The 18,072-nt window shown below is 69.1% G+C and carries 15 protein-coding genes; 6 read left to right on the top strand and 9 right to left on the bottom strand.

What is annotated here, in order from left to right; translation table 11 throughout:
- Nucleotides 1–4 precede the first annotated feature (4 nt).
- Both BGN98_RS13745 and BGN98_RS13740 read right to left on the bottom strand, forming a co-directional pair.
- Entirely contained in the window at nucleotides 5–1,060 is a 1,056-nt protein-coding gene (locus BGN98_RS13745) for a CobW family GTP-binding protein (protein ID WP_288121697.1), read from the bottom strand.
- Nucleotides 1,061–1,105: 45 nt separating this feature from the next.
- Nucleotides 1,106–2,704: a dolichyl-phosphate-mannose--protein mannosyltransferase gene (locus BGN98_RS13740; RefSeq protein ID WP_288121696.1), complete on the bottom strand. Its 1,599-nt coding sequence runs from the start codon at nucleotides 2,702–2,704 to the stop codon at nucleotides 1,106–1,108.
- 23 nt (nucleotides 2,705–2,727) lie between these two features.
- On the opposite strand from BGN98_RS13740, the gene rsmI reads away from it, so the two are divergent.
- Nucleotides 2,728–3,543, top strand: a complete 816-nt coding sequence (gene rsmI / locus BGN98_RS13735) for a 16S rRNA (cytidine(1402)-2'-O)-methyltransferase (protein WP_288121695.1) — start codon at nucleotides 2,728–2,730, stop codon at nucleotides 3,541–3,543.
- Between the two features lie 7 nt (nucleotides 3,544–3,550).
- Here rsmI and BGN98_RS13730 read toward each other — a convergent pair whose 3' ends face one another.
- The 4 genes from BGN98_RS13730 to BGN98_RS13715 all read right to left on the bottom strand — a co-directional run bounded on the left by BGN98_RS13730 (nucleotide 3,551) and on the right by BGN98_RS13715 (nucleotide 9,506).
- The gene (locus BGN98_RS13730) at nucleotides 3,551–5,503 is read right to left on the bottom strand and encodes a glycoside hydrolase family 13 protein (RefSeq protein ID WP_005052371.1); all 1,953 of its coding nucleotides are present in this window, start codon (nucleotides 5,501–5,503) and stop codon (nucleotides 3,551–3,553) included.
- A gap of 113 nt (nucleotides 5,504–5,616) precedes the next feature.
- Nucleotides 5,617–6,549 carry a sugar ABC transporter permease gene (locus BGN98_RS13725; protein WP_288121694.1) on the bottom strand — a complete coding sequence of 311 codons (933 nt, stop codon included), beginning with the start codon at nucleotides 6,547–6,549 and terminating at the stop codon, nucleotides 5,617–5,619.
- 1 nt (nucleotide 6,550) lies between these two features.
- Nucleotides 6,551–8,179 (bottom strand): ABC transporter permease subunit, encoded by a 1,629-nt coding sequence (locus BGN98_RS13720; protein ID WP_288121693.1) that lies wholly within the window; start codon nucleotides 8,177–8,179, stop codon nucleotides 6,551–6,553.
- 73 nt (nucleotides 8,180–8,252) lie between these two features.
- The gene (locus BGN98_RS13715; RefSeq protein WP_005052379.1) at nucleotides 8,253–9,506 is read right to left on the bottom strand and encodes a sugar ABC transporter substrate-binding protein; all 1,254 of its coding nucleotides are present in this window, start codon (nucleotides 9,504–9,506) and stop codon (nucleotides 8,253–8,255) included.
- 232 nt (nucleotides 9,507–9,738) lie between these two features.
- Here BGN98_RS13715 and BGN98_RS13710 point away from each other — a divergent pair, with 232 nt between their 5' ends.
- From BGN98_RS13710 to BGN98_RS13695, 4 genes are all read left to right on the top strand, one after another.
- On the top strand, nucleotides 9,739–10,752 hold the full coding sequence (locus BGN98_RS13710) for a LacI family DNA-binding transcriptional regulator (RefSeq protein WP_005052381.1): 1,014 nt from the start codon (nucleotides 9,739–9,741) through the stop codon (nucleotides 10,750–10,752).
- Between the two features lie 74 nt (nucleotides 10,753–10,826).
- On the top strand, nucleotides 10,827–12,392 hold the full coding sequence (metG, locus tag BGN98_RS13705; protein ID WP_036284685.1) for a methionine--tRNA ligase: 1,566 nt from the start codon (nucleotides 10,827–10,829) through the stop codon (nucleotides 12,390–12,392).
- Between the two features lie 142 nt (nucleotides 12,393–12,534).
- Entirely contained in the window at nucleotides 12,535–13,428 is an 894-nt protein-coding gene (locus BGN98_RS13700; RefSeq protein WP_036284688.1) for a TatD family hydrolase, read from the top strand.
- Nucleotides 13,429–13,430: 2 nt separating this feature from the next.
- A complete protein-coding gene (locus tag BGN98_RS13695; protein WP_051498709.1) occupies nucleotides 13,431–13,964 on the top strand; it encodes an NUDIX hydrolase in 534 nt (177 codons plus the stop codon).
- A gap of 87 nt (nucleotides 13,965–14,051) precedes the next feature.
- On the opposite strand, the gene BGN98_RS13690 is transcribed toward BGN98_RS13695, so the two are convergent.
- The 3 genes from BGN98_RS13690 to BGN98_RS13680 are packed head-to-tail and all read right to left on the bottom strand — an operon-like array spanning nucleotide 14,052 to nucleotide 17,610.
- Nucleotides 14,052–15,341 (bottom strand): MFS transporter, encoded by a 1,290-nt coding sequence (locus tag BGN98_RS13690; protein WP_036284691.1) that lies wholly within the window; start codon nucleotides 15,339–15,341, stop codon nucleotides 14,052–14,054.
- Nucleotides 15,342–15,391: 50 nt separating this feature from the next.
- Entirely contained in the window at nucleotides 15,392–16,348 is a 957-nt protein-coding gene (locus BGN98_RS13685) for a LacI family DNA-binding transcriptional regulator (RefSeq protein ID WP_036284694.1), read from the bottom strand.
- Entirely contained in the window at nucleotides 16,345–17,610 is a 1,266-nt protein-coding gene (locus BGN98_RS13680; protein WP_051498710.1) for a glutamyl-tRNA reductase, read from the bottom strand. The genes BGN98_RS13685 and BGN98_RS13680 overlap by 4 nt, the downstream gene beginning before the upstream one ends.
- A 12-nt stretch (nucleotides 17,611–17,622) precedes the next feature.
- Between BGN98_RS13680 and BGN98_RS13675 the strand changes: the two genes are divergently transcribed.
- A partial coding sequence (locus BGN98_RS13675) for a uroporphyrinogen decarboxylase family protein (RefSeq protein WP_502687838.1) occupies nucleotides 17,623–18,072 on the top strand: 450 nt, incomplete at its 3' end.

Here is an 18,072-nt window from a genome sequence, read left to right as displayed (position 1 = left end):
GCGCTCACTCGCTGAGCCGGCGGTAGCGCTCCAGGCGCCGTCGCCCCGCGACGTCTGCGCGCGCGGCGGAGGCTGAGGCGAGCGCGTGCAGCGCGGTTTCGGCCTCGGTCGCGTCGAGGTCGACGCCGATGGCGACGAGTTCGCCGATCTCGGGCGGTGACGGCAGTGCGGACACGTGGATCGACCAGCCGACGACGTCGACGAGATAGCCGTGATCGCGGCCGGCGCCTTGCACGCGCACCCGCCCCTTGAGGCGATACGCCCCGCGGGGCGGGTGCTCGAGCAGATCGACGAGCGCCGAGGGCGACACCGGCGCGCGCAGCGGCACGGAGGCGGAGCGTGCGTGCTCATGCGCGTGGTGGCCGGGGCCGTGGTGGGCCTCGCGAGTGATGCGCGCGAGCGGCAGCTCGTCGATCGGGTCGTCGCGATCGGCCACGTCGAACACGAGGGCCGGGTCGATCGCTCCGGCGCGCGCCGTGGTCAGGTGTGCGCGGGGATTGCGTGAGCGCACACGCCCGGCGATCCGCGCGATCGTCGATGCCCGCTCGGATGCCGGCAGCAGATCGGTCTTGCCGATCACCACGAGCGACGCGGTCGCGTAGCGCGCAGGCACATCGTCGCCGGAGTCGATCGTCGTGAAGTGGTTCGGGGCGTCGATCACGTCCACCACGCCGCCCGGGCGTACGCGGGCGACGCCGCTGAAGCGGATCAGCCGGGCGAGCGCGGCGGGCTCTGCGACGCCGCTGGCCTCCACGACGATGGCGTCCAGGCGCAGCCGCGGATGGGCCAGCCGGCCCAGCGCATCGTCGAGTCCGCCCGCGTCCGGCAGGCAGCAGACGCAGCCACCGGAGATCGCGGCCGCCTCATCGACCTGACCGGTCACGAGGGCGGCATCCACGTTGAGGGCGCCGAAGTCGTTCACGACAACGCCGAGGCGAGCGCCGGGCGTGCGCAGCAGGTGGTTGACGAGGCTCGTCTTCCCCGCGCCGAGGTGGCCTGTCACGGCGACGACGGGAACGCGGCCTGCCGCGGTGCCGGCGGGTTCGCGTGTGTGCGGCATCCGTCCTCCCGCACACACCCTATCGAGAATCGTTCTCGATAGGTGCTAGACCCACCCTTGCATCCAGTTGTGCAGGCGGTAGAAGTCGTAGGGCACCTGCGTCGCAGACCACAGCGGGTACCAGAACGCCGACAGCACGACCGCCGCGACGAGGAAGACGATCACGACCCGCTGCCCGGCCAGCCGACGCTCGTGCAGCGCGTGCGCCGCTCCGGTGATCTCTCGCAGTGCGAACGTGAGCGCCAGCAACAGGAACGGCCAGATCACGATCGTGTAGAACTGGAACACCGTGCGCTCGGGGTACATCAGCCACGGCAGCCAGGTGGCTGCGATGCCGACCAGCACCACCGCGTAGCGCCAATCGCGAGCGACGGCGAAGCGGTAGACCAGGTACAGCGCGGCGATGACCGAGGCGTACCACAGCAGGGGGTTCGGCATGCTGTACAGCACCTGCAGGCAGCCGTTGTCGCCGCTGCAGCCGTTCTTGCCGTCAGGGCTGGAGAACGCGTACATGGACGTCGGACGCCAGAGGAACGGCCACGCCCACGCCGCACTGGAGTAGCTGTGCGGGGAGGACATGCCCGCCATCGAGGCGTAGATGGTCTCGTGGTACTTCCACAGACTCTGCAGGGGAAGCGGCACCCAGGAGAAGAACCCCGTGGCGGGGCTGATCTCGGCGACCTTGCGGTCGTAGCCGCCGTCACTGAACAGCCATCCGGCCCACGACCCGAGGTACACGACGAAAGCGACCGGCACGAGCAGCACGAAGGAGGCGAGCCCCTGCCGCACGGCATCCATCGGCCAGAAGGTGACGCCGAGTCGTCGACGTTCGAGTGCATCGGTGACGACCAGGTAGAGCCCGATGGCCGCGAGGCCCCATCCCCCCGCCCACTTCACCGCCGTCGCCGCACCCGCGGCGGCGCCGGCCGCAATGACCCACGGTCGGTTCCAGAGCACGGCTCCCCAGGCGAGGGGGGCGTCGTCGACCCGGCGGGCGACGATCGCAGCGGCGAGGCGGTCCAGATGGCGTCGACGGTCGAGAAGAGCGAACCAGAAGGCCAGCAGAATGAAGAAGGCCAGGAACACGTCGAGCAGGCCGACGCGGCTCATGACGATGCCGAGGCCGTCGATCGCGAGCAGGAACGAGGCCACGGTCGCGAACACCGTCGAGTTCGTCAGCGTCTTAGCGACGAGGAAGAGCAGCAGCACGAGGGCCGTACCGAACAGTGCCGCCATCGCGCGCCACCCGAAGGAGCTGTCGGGTCCGAACAGCCACATGCCGAATCCGATGAGGTACTTCCCGAGCGGGGGATGGACGACGAAGCTCGGATCGGTCGTGAAGATGTTCGGCTCACCCGCCGCGAATCGCGCATCGGCGCCGTCGGGCCAGCTCGCCGCATAACCGAGATTCCACTGACTCCAGGCGTCCTTCACGTAGTAGGTCTCGTCGAAGACCAGCACGTGCGGATGCCCGAGATTCCAGAAGCGCAGGATGCCGGCGAGCAGCGTCACCAGCAGGGGAGCGAGCCATCCGTACAGCCGCTGGAGTCGCGGCTCGGCCGCGACGCGTTCGCGCCAACGGTCGTAGACCGACCGGCGCACGGGCGACAGCAGCGGCGGGATCGGCTCGGCGGTGGTCGACACGGCCACCAGCCTAAGCTGAAGCGGTGATCATCCTCGGCGCGACTCCGATCGGAAATCTGGGCGACGCCTCGGCGCGGTTGGTCGCTGCGCTCGAGCAGGCCACCGTCATCGCCGCCGAGGACACCCGCACGACCCAGCGACTGCTCCAGGCGCTCGGCATCGCCAACCGGCCTCGTCTGGTCGCGCTGCACGACCACAACGAGAAGCAGCGTGCGGCCGAGCTCGTCGCCCGCGCGCGGGAGGAGGACCTCCTCGTGCTGAGCGATGCGGGCATGCCCACGGTCAGCGACCCCGGGTACGGTCTCGTCGCCGAGGCCGTCGCGCAGGGCGTCGCCGTCACCGCTCTGCCGGGACCCAGCGCCGTGGTCACCGCACTGGCCGTCGCCGGGTTGCCGACCGATCGCTTCACCTTCGAAGGGTTCCTGCCGCGCAAGGCCGGAGATCGTGCGCGCGCTCTCGCGCTCGTGGCGAGCGAGCCGCGCACGATGGTCTTCTTCGAAGCGCCCTCGCGTCTGGCCGAGACCCTCCACGCCATGGCCGCCGCCTTCGGCGCCGACCGGCCCGCGGCCGTCTGCCGGGAACTCACGAAGCTGCACGAGGAGGTCGTCCGCGACGGCCTGGCGGCTCTCGCCGAGTGGGCGCAGGCCGGGGTCCGCGGGGAGATCGTCGTCGTGGTTGGCGGCGCGCCGGCCCGAGAGGTGTCGGCCGAGGATGCCGTCGCGCAGGTGCAGGCCCTCGTGGCCGACGGCATCCGCCTGAAGGATGCGAGCGCCGAGGTTGCGGCAGCGACCGGCCTGTCCAGCCGCGATCTCTATCAGGCGGTGCTCGCCTCGCGGTGATGCCCGCTCAGACGGCGGGACCGCCCAACTGCGCGAAGGCCTCCGGCGTTGCGACGGACCGCTCCGCACGCGCGGGCGGAGCGGTGACGCCCGGCAGCGTCCAGACGGCGAAGCTCGCTCCTCTGCCGTGCAGGCGCACCGCGCCGTCGTCGGCGAGAAGTTCGACCGTTCCTGCCGCATAGCGCGAGGTTGCCGCCGTCGCCGCGCCGACCAGGGCCATGTCAAGACGGATCTCGACGTCGGTACGAGCGGCGAGGACCAGCACCGCCTCGTCCGCGTTCTCGCGGATGAACACGATCGCGTCGTCGTCGGCGTGCAACCATCGCAGGCCGCCGGTCGAGAGCGCCGCGTGCGCGCGGCGAAGGCCGATGAGCTCACGGTAGAGGCCGATGCGGGCGGCGATCTCGGGTTCGCCGACGCGGTCCCAGGGGAGAGGGGTGCGGCTCATCTCACCGTCCACGGCCTCGAGTCCGAACTCGTCGCCGGCGTAGACGACGGGGATGCCGGGCAGCGTCATCGACAGACCGACGGCGAGCGGGATCATCTCCTCCGCGGCGTAGGTGGCGAACCGGGCGGTGTCGTGGGTGTCGAGGGCCGACATCGTCCCGCGCTGCACACGCCACGGAATCTGACTGGTGAAGAGCCGGAGCTGGCGCACGAACTGCTGCGCGGTGTACCGCGGCATCCCGGTGGGCAGTCCGAAGAACCACATCTCATCGCTGACGCGGCCGTCGAAGCCGCGGTGAGGGATGCGTCGGGGCTCCGCGAGCCACGACCACACGCCGCGCGTGAACGCCGGGTAGGTCATGCCGCCGTGCCAGGCATCTCCCTGCAGGTCGCTGGCGGCATCGTTCGTCGACTCGGCGAGCAGGAGCGTGTCGGACGAGACCTCGATCATCGTCCGGCGCACCGTTTGGCGCACGACGGCATTGAGGTCTTCGGCACCGAGACGGCCGGTCATATTGGCGACGTCGATGCGCCACCCGTCGATCCCGTACGGCTCCGCGAGCCAGCGCGCGACGACGGAGTCGGGTCCCTCGATGAACCGACGCCGCAGTTCGGCGCTGTTCCAGTCGAACTTCGGCAGCGTCGCCGCATCCAGCCACGTCTCGTAGGTGGTGTGGGCCGCATCGTGGAAGTAGTAGAAGTCGGCTTCCGCCGCGTCGGGCCGGCCGTACGCGTTGCGGAACCACTCATGGGCGACGCCGGAATGGTTGGTGGTGAGATCGCCGATCACGCGGATGCCGCGCGCGTGCGCTGCCTCGATGAGACGTCGGTAGGCCTCGTCGCCGCCGAGGAGTGCATCGACGTGATCGAAGCTGGCGGCGTCGTATCGGTGATTCGACTCCGCGGGGAAGATCGGCGTGTGGTACAGCGCGTTCACACCCAGATCGACGAGGTGGTCCAGCCGGTCCACGACGCCGTCGAGGTCTCCGCCGTAGAGCTGCCGGCTGCGCCCCGGGTGGGAGGGATCCAGCGGGTCATCCCAGGCTGCGGGGATCGCCCACTCCGGAAGCGGGCGGTCGGCTGCGGCATCCGATCGCGCGAAACGATCGGGGAAGATCTGGTACAGCACGGTGTCGGCCATCCACGGCGGCGGCGGGTTGCCGGCGACGAGGGCGAAGTCCTGGGCGTCGAGGACGTCGACGTCGCTGAGCCCGCCCTGGTTGAGGATCTGTACCGTTGCGTCGCTGCGGACGAGATGGAAGCGGTAGCCGTGGCGCGGGTTGGCGACGACGATCCGCGCCGACCACCATTGCCACCCGTCCCGTTCGCCGTCGCACTCTGCCTCCACCCACGCCGGCTCGTGGTCGGGGTTGCTGCGCACCACGACCCGGTCGACTCCGCCGTAGGCGCGGGGCACGCGGAGGCGGACGGTCACCTCGTCGCCGAGAGCCGGATCGGGGTGCGAGACGTACAGCGGCGAGCCGTCGTGGTGCGGGCAGGTGGGATCGATCATGGGAACCTCCGTGGAACGCCGACAACACGTCGGCACTGGTGCGACGTGGTTGCACGGACATCCGTGGCAGAGCCCTCTGATTGTGTGGTGTGCGGCCCGGGTCGGGTCGTGCGCTACTTGACCGAGCCGGCCGTGAGGCCGCCGACGATGAAACGCTGGAGGCCCAGGAACAGTGCCATCGGCAGGATCGCCGCGAGCACGGCGCCGGCGGCGAACACGCTCCAGTTGCGCGCCGTCTCCTGCGAGACGAACTGGTACAGCCCCACCGCCAGCGTCTGCTTGTCGGGATCGACGAGGACGACGGACGCGATGAGGAAGTCGTTCATGGTGCCGATGAACGACAGCAGGCCGATCACAGCCAGCACGGGGGCGACCAGGCGCAGGATGATGGTGAAGAAGATGCGTGCGTGTCCGGCGCCGTCGATCTTCGCGGCCTCGTCGATCGAGGCCGGCACGGTGTTGAAGAAGCCGTACATGAGGAACGTGTTCACGCCCAGCGCGCCGCCGAGATAGACCATGATCAACCCGATCTGGGAGTTCAGACCCAGTGGCGGGAAGATGTCGCCGATCGCCGACATCAGCAGGAAGATCGCCACCACGGCGAGCAGCTGAGGGAACATCTGCACGAGCAGCAGCGTCAGCAGTCCGAAACGGCGGCCGGTGAAGCGCATGCGCGAGAAGGCGTAGGCGGCGAGCGCGCACAGGACGACGGTGAAGAACGACGTCGTCAGCCCGATGAACACCGAGTTGACGAACCAGTTGCCGTACGGGCGCAGCGGGTCTTGGAACAGGGCGATGTAACTGCCGATGTCGAACGTGGCGAACAGGCTGTTGGCCGTCAGCAGCGTCCCGCCCGGGTTGAGTGAGGCGGAGAGCACGTAGACGAGCGGGAACGCCGAGAAGACGAGCATCGCGATGCCGACGAGGTGACGCCAGCCGGTCTCGCGGAACCACCGGCCGAACCGGCGACGCGTCTCGTGGACGACGGTCGGGCTCGGCGGGGTCGCTGCCGTACCGGTGACGGGGAGGGTCTCAGCAGTGGTCATGTCAGTTCAGCTCCTCGAGCACCTTGGTCTGGCGGAAGCTGAGGTAGGAGATGACCGCCACCAGCACGAAGATGATGATCGAGAACGCGCTGGCGAGGCCGTAGTCGCGTTCGGCTCCCACGAAGGCCACCTTGTAGACCATCGAGATCAGAATGTCGCTCGCGCCGACGTTGATCGACGCGTCGGCGAAGCGCGGACCGCCGCCGGTGAGCATGTAGATCAGATTGAAGTTGTTGAAGTTGAACGCGAACGAGGAGATCAGCAGCGGCGCCACCGACACCAGCAGCAGCGGGAACTTGATGTGGCGGAAGATCTGCCACGCACCGGCGCCGTCGACACGCCCCGCCTCCTGGATGTCGTCGGGGATCGCCTGGATGGCGCCCGTCGTGACGAGGAACATGTAGGGGAAGCCGAGCCAGAGGTTCACGACGAGAATCGACACCTTCGCCAGCAGGGGATCCTGCAGCCAGGGGATCGACGCACCTCCGAGGATGGACTGGTTGATGAAGCCGAAGTCCTGGTTGAACATTCCCTGCCAGACCAGCGCCGACAGGAACGCAGGGAAGGCGTAGGGCAGGATCATGATGACCCGGTAGTACTTCTTGCTCTTCATCCGCGGATCGTTGAACACGATCGCGAGGAACAGGCCGAGCGCGAAGGTCGTCGCCACCGAGAGGATGGCGAACACGAACGTCCAGATGAGCACGGCGAGGAAGGGCCCACGGATCGACTCGGTGGAAAACGCCCGGACGAAGTTGTCGACGCCGACCCAGACCTGCCATCCCGTGGCGAGGGTCTGCCCATCTGCGGAGGCGAAGGAGCCGTTGCCGTTGTCCGTGTAGACGACGCCCGTCTGCGTGTTCGTCATGGTGCCTGCGGCGGCATCCCACACGAGCGTGGAGACGTACTGGTAGGCCGTCGAGCCGTCGCGGGTTTGGAGCGTGCCGTCGTTGGGATCGGTGGAGAAGGGCACCGCCATCGACGAGATCGTCGCCTGGTTGGCCACGAGCTGAGCGAAGTTCAACGTGGTGTACCCGGGAAGCGCCGCCGCGCGGCCGCCCGTGAACTCGGCATCCGATTCCGCCTCGAGCGGCCGGTCGGCGCTGCCGATCTCGGCGGTCCCGTCGGGAGTGGTCACGAGGAAGAAGAGGGCGCCGTCCTTCTCCAGGACCGACACCGGGTAGGCGGCCGAGTCCTCGACGCGCTGCTGGTTCTGGATCAGCAGCGCGTTGACGGCGTCGTCCTTCGTCGACACGTGTCCCGACCCGTAGTTCGTGAACGCGATGTAGATGCAATACAGGACCACGAAGATCTGGAAGACGAAGAGGAAGACCAGGCCCGGCGTCAGGTACTTGGCCGGCAGAAGGCCGGGCTTCAGATAGACGACGTTGATCGCGAGGATGCCGAGGGCAACGACCGCTGTGATGACGACGCTGTCCTTGGTCAGCAGGACGAGGATCGCATAGACGGCCATCGCGTCGATGACACCCAGGCACACGATCTTGACCAGCCAGACCTTCCACCCGGCGCCTGCGGCTTCCGCCCAGGCCTCGGCGCGTCGGCGGCGCCGTGCCGCGGCGCGGTCTTCGGGCGCGCGCGTGGGCGGCGCGGCGATCGTGGGGCCAGTCATCTTCGACTCCTGTCGGAACGTGTGGGGATCGGGGTGCGGAGGGGCGAGCGTGAGCCCACCCCCCCGCACGGGGTCAACCGAGCTTGGCGGCGATCGAGTCGGCCATCTGGGTCCACTGGGCGGCGGGGTCGCCGCCGCCCTTGATCAGGGCGGCCTCCGTCTTGCCCCAGTCGTCCCACACCGAGCCCATCTGCGGGATCGACGGCATCGGCACCGCGTTCGCGCCGACCTTGGCGAAGCCGGCGACGATCGGGTCGGACTTGGCGGCGTCGAACGCGGCGGTCAGTGCCGGGGGACGCCCGCCGGCCTTGAAGAGAGCCGTCTGCACGTCGGCGGTGGCGATGTAGTTCACGAGGAACTCGTTCGCGATCAGCGCGTTGGCGCTCTTCGCGCTCACGAAGAACGTCTGCACGCCGGCGAAGGGCTGTGCGTCACCGCCGCCCGCCGTCGGAATCGCGTCGACCGCGACGTCGATGCCGGCCTTCTGGGCGTCGGTGACGTTCCACGGGCCGGTGAGGAAGTACGGCGACTTGCCGGCGTTGAAGGCTTCCTTGGCCAGGTCGCCGGAGAGGTTGAGGTTCAGCACCTTGGTGCCGGTGTCTCCCTGCGCGGTGAGCCACGCGGCGAACTTCTGCCCGCCCTCGTCGCCGATCGTCAGCTTGCTCGCGTCGTACGAACCATCGGCGTTGCGTCCGAAGACCGAGGTGCCGAAGGACGTCTGGAACGGGTACAGGTGGTACGGGTCGGACGCCTGCGGGTCCAGGCCCACGACGAACGGGTACTCCGTGCCGGCGGCGCGGCCCTTCGTGATCATCTCGTCGTAGGTGGCCGGGGTGGAGTCGGCCAGCGCGGTGTTGCGCAGCACGGCGATGTTCTCGATGGCGTACGGAAGGCCGTAGGTCTTGCCGTCGTAGGTGACCGCCTCGATGGCGACCTTCTCGAAGTCGGCTGCCTTGTCGCCCAGTTCGACCGGCGCCACGATTCCGTCCTTGACGAACGCGCCGATCCAATCGTGCCCGCCGATCGTGATGTCGGGTCCCTTGCCCGTAGGCACCTGTGCGGTGAACTCGTCGCGGATCTTGCCGTAGTCCTTGACGACGAGGTTGACCTTGACGCCCTTCTCCTGCTCGAACTTCTTCGCCACATCCTCGAGCGCTCGAGCACGGTCGGCGTCGACCCACACGGTCAGCTCGCCGCTGGTGGCGGCCTGTGCGTCGCCGCTGGTCGTCGGTTGTGCGGTCGTACTGCCGGAGCAGCCGGCGAGCGCCAGGATGCCGGACGCCACGAGCAGTCCGAGGGCGACGGCGCCCTTCTTCTTCACCTTCATCGGTGTGCCTCTCTCTGGGATCACAGGGGGAGAGGGGCCGTAGCTCGGCTGCTCCGCCGCCCTGTCGTGATGTCGCACCGGGTGCGAACGCCTCCATTGTGCGGTCGAAAAGCGCGCGATCACGGGTTCGTTATGGAACTGTGACCGGTTACAGTCGTTGGACTGTGATCGGTTACAGTGAAGGGTGCTGTTGTGGCCGGATTCGTTGTAGACACCGGTAGAGTCGGCTCTCGTGACACCCAGCGATGTGCCGAAGAAGCCGACCATCCGCGACGTCGCCGCCGCGGCCGGCGTCTCGTACGGAACGGTCTCGCGCGTGCTCAACGGAGGGCACTGGGTGTCGCCCGAAGCCCGCGCCGCCGTCGATGCCGCGATCGTCTCCACGGGCTACACGACCAATCAGGCTGCGCGCAGCCTCGCGACCGGAAAGACCGGCTCGCTCGCGTTCCTGCTCACCGAGTCCCAGCACGTCCTGCTGTCGGATCCGAACATGGCGCTGCTGCTGCGAGGGGCGACCGATGCGGTCTCCGAGCGCGGGATGACGCTCGTGCTCCTCATCGCCGACACCGAGCGCGAACAGGCCAACGCGGCCCGATACGTGCGCGCCGGTCACGTCGACGGCGTTCTGCTCGTCTCCTCTCACGAATCCGACGATCTGCTCGGCTCGCTGGTGAACGCGGGCGTGCCGACCGTGTGCTCGGGCATCCCGCTGTGGGAAGGGCGCACCGTTGCGCACGTCGCCATCGACGAGGTCGGCTCGGCACGCACCATGACGCGGCATCTCATGGATGGCGGGCACCGCCGCATCGCGCTGATCACCGGACCGCTCGACACCCCCAGCGGCCGCTTCCGCCTCGACGGCTTTCGCGACGAACTCGGCGACCGCTTCGACGGGGACCTCGTCGAAGTGGTGCCTTTCACCCGTGAGGCCGGCGCGGAGGCGATGACTCGACTTCTCGAGCGTGCGCCCGACGTCGATGCGGTGTTCGCGGCGAGCGACCTGCTCGCCGTCGGTGCCGCCCAGACGCTCGCCGCGCAGGGGCGACGCATTCCTCAGGACGTCGCGCTGGCCGGCTTCGACGACTCGGGGCTTGCGGCGGCGCACACGCCGCCGCTGACCACGATCCGCCAGCCGTGGGCCCAGATCAGCGCCACGATGGTCGAGATGGTGCTGGATGCGATCGCCGGCGGCGATCCGGATGCCGTCGTGCTGCCGACCACGCTCGTCGTCCGCGAAAGCGCCTGAGAAGCGCACCGACGCACCGACGGCTCGACGTCACACGCGGGAGTCGGCGCGTCGCCCGGAACTAGACTCGTCGGGTGACATCTGGTCAGTCCTTCTACATCACGACGCCGATCTACTATCCGAGCGACCTGCCGCACATCGGACACGGGTACACGACGGTCGCCGTCGATACGCTCGCGCGCTGGCACCGCCAGGCGGGGGACGACACGTGGATGCTCACGGGCACCGACGAGCACGGGCAGAAGATGCTGCGCGCCGCGGCCGCGAACGGAGTGACTCCGCAGGAGTGGGTCGACAAGCTCGTCACCGAGTCGTGGTTCCCGTTGCTGAAGACCCTCGACGTCGCGAACGATGACTTCATCCGCACGACGCAGCCGCGCCACGAGGAGCGCGTGCAGCAGTTCGTGAAGGCGCTCTACGACCGTGGCTACATCTATGCCGGCGAGTACGAGGCGCTCTACTGCGTGGGCTGTGAGGAGTTCAAGCCGGAGGCGGAGATCGTCGACGGCACCGGTGCGTTCGAGGGGCTCAAGGTCTGCGCGATCCACTCGAAGCCGTTGGAGCTGCTGCAGGAGAAGAACTACTTCTTCAAGCTCAGCGAGTTCCAGGACCGCCTGCTCGAGCTCTACAAGACGGAGCCCGACTTCGTGCGCCCGGAGTCGGCGCGCAACGAGGTCGTCTCGTTCGTGCGTTCGGGGCTGAAGGATCTGTCGATCTCGCGCTCGGCGTTCGACTGGGGCATCACCGTGCCGTGGGACCCGTCACACGTGATCTACGTATGGGTGGATGCGCTGCTGAACTATGCGACCGCGGTGGGCTACGGCACCGATCCCGTGCAGTTCGAGCGACGGTGGCCGGCCTTCCACGTCGTGGGCAAGGACATCCTCCGCTTCCACGCGGTGATCTGGCCCGCGATGCTGATGGCTGCCGGTCTCGACGTGCCCCGCGGTGTCTTCGCGCACGGCTGGCTGCTGGTCGGCGGTGAGAAGATGTCGAAGTCGAAGCTCACCGGCATCGCCCCGACCGAGATCACCGATGTGTTCGGTTCGGACGCCTACCGCTTCTACTTCCTGTCGGCGATCGCGTTCGGCCAGGACGGCTCGTTCTCGTGGGAGGACCTCTCGGCGCGCTACCAGGCGGAGCTCGCGAACGGATTCGGCAACCTGGCGTCGCGGACGACGGCGATGATCGAGAAGTACTTCGCGGGCATCGTGCCGCCGCCTGCCGCGTACACGGAGGGCGATCTCGGCATCCAGAGGACCGTGGCGGATGCCGCGTCGGCGGCCGATGCGGCGATGGAGCGCTTCCGTCCGGACGAGGCGATCGCGGCGATCTGGACCATCGTGGATGCGCTGAACGGCTACATCACCGAGAACGCCCCGTGGGCGCTGGCGAAGAACGACGCTCAGCGTGCCCGTCTTGCGACGGTGCTCTACACGGCGGCGGAGGGTCTGCGTGCGCTCGCGGTGCTGCTGAGCCCCGTGATGCCGATCGCCACCGAGAAGCTGTGGGTCGCGCTCGGGCACGCGGGGCGTCTGCAGGATCAGCCGCTGCGCGAAGCCGGGAGCTGGGGAGTCCTTGTGCCCGGCACCAGCGTCAACGGCATCGAGCCGCTGTTCCCGCGGATCGAGCAGCCCTGACCCGTCCCACCCGTCCCCTCCATCGTGTCCCACTTGCGGGGCGGCATGTCCCCAAAGGTGCTGTGCGCAAGTGCTCTATTCGACAGAGAGTGGGACACGGAGGCGCGGGGGGAACAGCGCGCCGGATCGAAGAGGAGAGGGGATGCCGGTGAGCGACGCCGTTGATCCGTCGACGTACGTCCGCGTGCGCGAGAAGAGCTCACGCGACGTGTCATATCCGCCGGCGCCCGAGCCGCTGCCGGTCGCCGTCTACGACAATCACACGCATCTCGAGATCGAGGACGGCGAGGGTCTCCCGCTCGACGAGCAGATGCGTCGGGCCGCAGAGGTGAACGTCATCGGTGCCGTCCAGGCGGGCGGCGACATCGCGTCGAGCCGGTGGTCGGCGTGGGCCGCGGCATCCCACCCGCGCGTCCTCGCGGCGGTGGCGATACATCCCAACGAAGCACCCGCGTATGCCGAGCAGGGCATGCTCGGCGAGGCCATCGCCGTGATCGACGAACTCGCCGCGCAGCCGCGCGTGCGGGCGATCGGTGAGACGGGGTTGGACTTCTTCCGCACCGACGAGACGGGCCGTCCAGCGCAGTTCGAGAGCTTCGAGGCGCACATCGCGTTGGCGAAGAAGCACGGCATCGCGATGCAGATCCACGACCGCGACGCCCACGACCCCGTTCTGGAAACCCTCGATCGGGTCGGGGCTCCCGAGCGCACGGTGTTCCACTGCTTCTCCGGCGACGCCGACATGGCGCGCATCGCCGCCGACCGCGGCTATTGGCTGAGCTTCGCGGGCAACATCACGTTCAAGAACGCGCAGAACCTGCGCGACGCGCTGGCGGTGACGCCGCGCGAGCGGATCCTCGTCGAGACCGACGCACCGTTCCTCACCCCGACGCCGCTTCGCGGTCGGCCGAATGCGCCGTACCTGGTTCCGGTGACGGTGCGCTTCATGGCCGAGGAGCTGCGGATGCCGCTCGACGAGCTGTGCGCGCAGGTGGCATCCAACACCCTCGCCGTCTACGGCGCCTTCGAGGACTGACCGTGTCGGGCGAAGAGCTCTGGGATCTCACCGACGAGAGCGGCGCGCCGCTCGGGATCACTCATCGTCGTGCCGACCCGGTGCCCGCGGGAGCCTTCCACGTCGTGGCATCCGTGTGCGTCGAGCTCAGCGACGGGTCGGTGCTCATGACGCGCCGTGCGGAGACGAAGGACTGGCCGCTCGCGTGGGAGCTTCCGGCCGGCAGCGCCCTCGCAGGTGAGACGAGCGTCGAAGCCGCGTCGCGTGAGCTCGCCGAGGAGACCGGTCTGCGGGTCGCGCCCGAGGATCTCGTTCTCGTCGGGAGGGTCGTCGAGGAATCCGCCCTCTTCGATCTCTACGCCGCCCGGATCGCTGACGACGACGATCTCGACCTCGATCCGCTCGAGGTGTGCGAGAGCGAATGGGTGAGTGTCGAGGAGCTCTTCCGCCGTGCGGCGCGCCGCGAGATGGCAGGCCCCTGGGCGGACCGCCTCGACGAGCTCGGTCGCGACCTCGTGCAGCGCATCGAGGAGCGGCGGATCCACCGCACCCGCTGAGGCGTCGGATGCTGACGCGTCGGATGCTGACGCGTCGGATGCTGACGAGATGACGGATCTCGAGGATTCCTGGGCCGGAACTCGTCCTCAGGAAGGTGCGTTCTCCTCAGGAAGCTGCGCGTCGTCGAGCACGGGCCGTGCCGCGGCGATCGATGAGATCGAGCGCCAGACGAGGAGGAGCGTCAACGCCGATCCGCCGAACGCGAACCACCAGGGCGCCGTGAGGCCCCAGGTCTGAGCGATCACGCCGCCGAGGGCCTGACCGATGACGAGCCCCGCGAAGACGCCGACCATGTTCACCGACGCGATGCGGCCCTGCAGCGTCAACGGTACGAGGCGCTGGCGGACGGTGGTCGAGATCGTCGCCCAGACGAACGCGTACACGCCGAAGCCGAACATGATCACGAACGCGATCGCGGGCACCGTCGTCAGCGCGAAGGCGAGGTGCATGATCACTTCGAGCGTCAGACACACCCGCATGAGCGTCGCGAACGAGACGCGCCTCTCGAGCGCGCCGAAGATCCCGACACCGACGAGCCCACCCAGAGCCGATGCCGTCGTCAGCGCTCCGTAGCCGACCGGACCCATGCCGAGATGGTCGGTGGCGTACAGCACGAGAATGCCCCAGGGTGCCGCCCACGTGATGTTGAAGACCAGGATGATCATGACCAGCGTGCGGACGGGCGGGTTCGCCCGCAGCCACCGCAGACCCTCGCGGATCGGCTGCGCCGGCCGCTCGGCATCCGCCGCGTCGCGATCCGGGACCGGCGTGCGGGCGATGCGTGCGATGAGCACGATGGCCAGTGTCACGCAGATGATCTGGGTGACGAACGGCCAGAACGATCCCACCGCGAACAGGAACGCGCCCAGCGGTGGACCGGCGAGTTGGTTCGCCACCAGATAGCCGGCCTGAAGTCTGGCGTTGCCGAGACCGAGATCCGCGGGACGCACGAGCATGGGCAGCAGCGTGCTGCCGGCCGTGTCGGCGAACACCTCCGCCGTTCCGTACAGGAACGCGGCCACCAGCACGATCCACACGCTCACGGCGCCGGTCACGAGGAACACGACCAGGCCGGCGACGACGAGGGCGCGCAGGGCGTTCGCGACGATGACGAGCCGGCGGCGGTCGTGATGGTCGGCCACAGACCCCGCGAACAGGCCGAAGAGCAGCCATGGCAGGTACTGCATCATGGCACCGCCGGCTACGAGGATCGGCGAACTCGTGAGCGAGGCGATGAGCAACGGGGATGCCGACAGGGCGATCCCGTCGCCGAGGTTGCTCGTCCAGGACGAGCTCAGCAACCAGCGGAAGTCACGCCCGAGGCGGCGCGGAGCGATGATCTCGCCGACGGAACGGGGACGGTCGGCGACGGGCACCACGCCATCGTAGGCGGCGCGGGGCGAGCAGGGGGGCGGGGCGGGTGGGCTCAGCGGGTGGTCGAGCCGCGTACCAGCTCGTAGGGCAGCTCGATCGCGCGCGGCGCCTCGCCGGCATCGAGCGCGGCGAACATCACCTCGGGGGCTTTCTCCGGGTGCAGGCACAGGTGGGTGATTCCCAGGCGGGCGTTCATCTCGCAGTCGATCGTGCACAGCACCAGCAGTTGCAGATCGCGCGGCATGACGGTGTCGATCTGCTCGAGATGCAGATAGATCTCGGGCCCTTCCTCGCAGTAGGCGAAGACGGCGTCGACGTCGGTGTCCAGCAGCTCGTGCAGGGCGGGCACGAGCCGCCGGCGCCCGGCATCCACCCGCGCCACGAGCGGCGTGCGGCCGTTCACGGCGCTCCAGGCGAGGTAGGCGCTCTCGCCGAGCTGGTCGCGCGGCACCTCGCTCTCGTCGACGAGGAAGCCGATGCGCTGCGCTCCGGCCTCCGCGAGGTGCGCGAGTCCGGCCCGGACCGCCGCGGCGTAACCGGTGCGGATCGTCAGCACGCCGCCGGGGACGGTGAGGTCGTTCGCCGCGACGGGGATGCCGGCGGCCACCGCGTCGCGCAGGATCGTGCGATCGTCGGCCGGATCCGGAAAGTAGAGCGCGTCGATCTGGGCGCCCGCCAGCAGGTCGGGACGGCTGTCGGGCAGCACGGTCACGGTGAATCCGCGCTCGGCTCCGGCCTGCACCAGCGCGTCGAGCTGGCGTGCCCGCTGCAGCGCCCGCCGACCGTCCTGCAGCGAGTTGGCCGCCATCACGAAGCCGATCGACATCGTGCGGCCGCTGCGCAGTGCGCTCGCATGCTTGTTCGGGGCGTAGCCGAGCTCAGCAGCGACCGCCTTGATGCGCTCGCGCGTCTCCGCGCTGAGGTTGCCGCGACCGTTCAGGGCTTGGCTGATCGCCGCCGTCGACACTCCCGCCCGCGCGGCGACGTCGCGGAGCGTGACGCGCGTCATCCGCGGTCGCCGTCCTCGTCGCCGTCGGCGGGCGGAAAGACGATGTCCACCGCACTCGTCCACTGCGAACCCGAACCTGCGGCGGCGAGGGTGTGGCCCTGCGAGATCAGACCGTGCAGCAGCGCACCGGAGAAGTGGCGGAGAGCGGCTTCGGTCTCGGCTCCCGCGCCGCGGGAACGTGCGCGTTCGATCTCGCGGTCGAGCACGGCGTGCACATGCGCGCGCATCTGGACGACCGCGGGGGCCACCTCGTGCACGCGGCGCGCCATCGCATGACGCTGCGCGGCGGTCTGCACGATGAGGCGGGCCTCGCCGATGGTCGCGAACTCGTCGATCGGCGCGTGGACGCGGATGGTGTCGAGGTCGAGCAGTTCGATGTCGGGGAGCGAGCGCAGCCCCGGATCCACGTTGCGCGGCATCCCGAGGTCGATGATCAGCTGCGGCGTCGACACCGCAGCACGGGCCGCACCGTGGCTCTCGAGATCGAGGGCGAAGGTGTCGGTGGTCGTCGTGCAGGTGACGATGACGTCCGCGCGGGCGGCCTCGGCGGCGAACGCGTCGGCCGAAACGGTCGTCAGGTGCTCGCGCTTCGCGAAGCGGTCGCGCCCCGATCGCGAGTGCACGCGGATGTCGACGGCGCCGACGTCGCGCAGCGCCGCCAGGGATGCCGCGGCGTAGCGCCCGGTGCCGACGAGGAGGACCCGCGCCTCCTCCCACGACCCGAGGCGCGAGCCGGCGAGCTCGACCGCAAGGCGGACCAGGGAGCGCCCCGACTCGCCGAGCTTTGTCGAGTTCTTGACCGCGCGGGACGTCTCCGTGGCGCGCTGGAACAGGTGCTCGAGGGGAGCGGTGGTCACGCCTTCCCGGCGTGCGGCATCGAGCGCGCGCCGCACCTGCCCGGCGATCTCGTCCTCGCCGACGGCGACGGAATCGAGCCCCGACGCGACCGAGAACAGATGGCGCGCCACGTGGTTGCCGTGCGCGAACTCGACGGTCTCGCGGACGTCGCGGAAGGGCAGCGCCGACAGCTCTGCGAGGCGCTCCATCGCGGCATCCATCGCCGGCAGGGGCGAGGCGTCGTCGGGATTGTCGGCCAGATCGAAATAGGCCTCGAAGCGATTGCAGGTGGCCAGGACCACGGCTCCGCGAATGCTCTCGTGCGCCGCCGTCAGGTCGGTTGCGACGGTGTCCCCGACCACCGATAGCCGCTCCAGCGCTTCGAGAGGCGTGGTGCGCTGATGGGCGGAGAGGCAGACGAGCACGCGGGTCCAGTCGTGAGTCGAACGGAAGGGAACGAGGTTAGTATAACGATTAACGCCCACTCGAGTCCGTCCCACGGGAGCATCATCATCGCCTCTGCCACCGCCGCCGCTCATCCCCTGACCGCGCACGGCACCTCCGCCTCACGGCTGGTCCGCGCCCTCCGCGGCGATCGTCCGGAGATCACCCCCGTCTGGTTCATGCGGCAGGCCGGGCGCTCGCTTCCCGAGTACCGGGCGCTGCGTGCCACCGGGACGATGCTCGACGCCTGTCTGAGCCCGGAGCTGGCCAGCGAGATCACGATGCAGCCGGTGCGCCGGCACGGAGTGGATGCCGCGGTGTTCTTCAGCGACATCATCGTTCCGCTCCACCTCGTCGGGGTGGAGGTCGAGATCGCCGCCGGCCGCGGCCCGGTCTTCCGCAACCCCGTGCGCACCGCCGGCGAGATCGCCGCGCTCGTGCGG

The sequence above is a fragment of the Microbacterium sp. 69-7 genome (assembly GCF_001897985.1).
Taxonomy (GTDB): Bacteria; Actinomycetota; Actinomycetes; order Actinomycetales; family Microbacteriaceae; genus Microbacterium; species Microbacterium laevaniformans.
The sequence above is the reverse complement of the archived record's forward strand: the minus strand, read 5'-3'. Positions and strand labels throughout refer to the sequence as shown.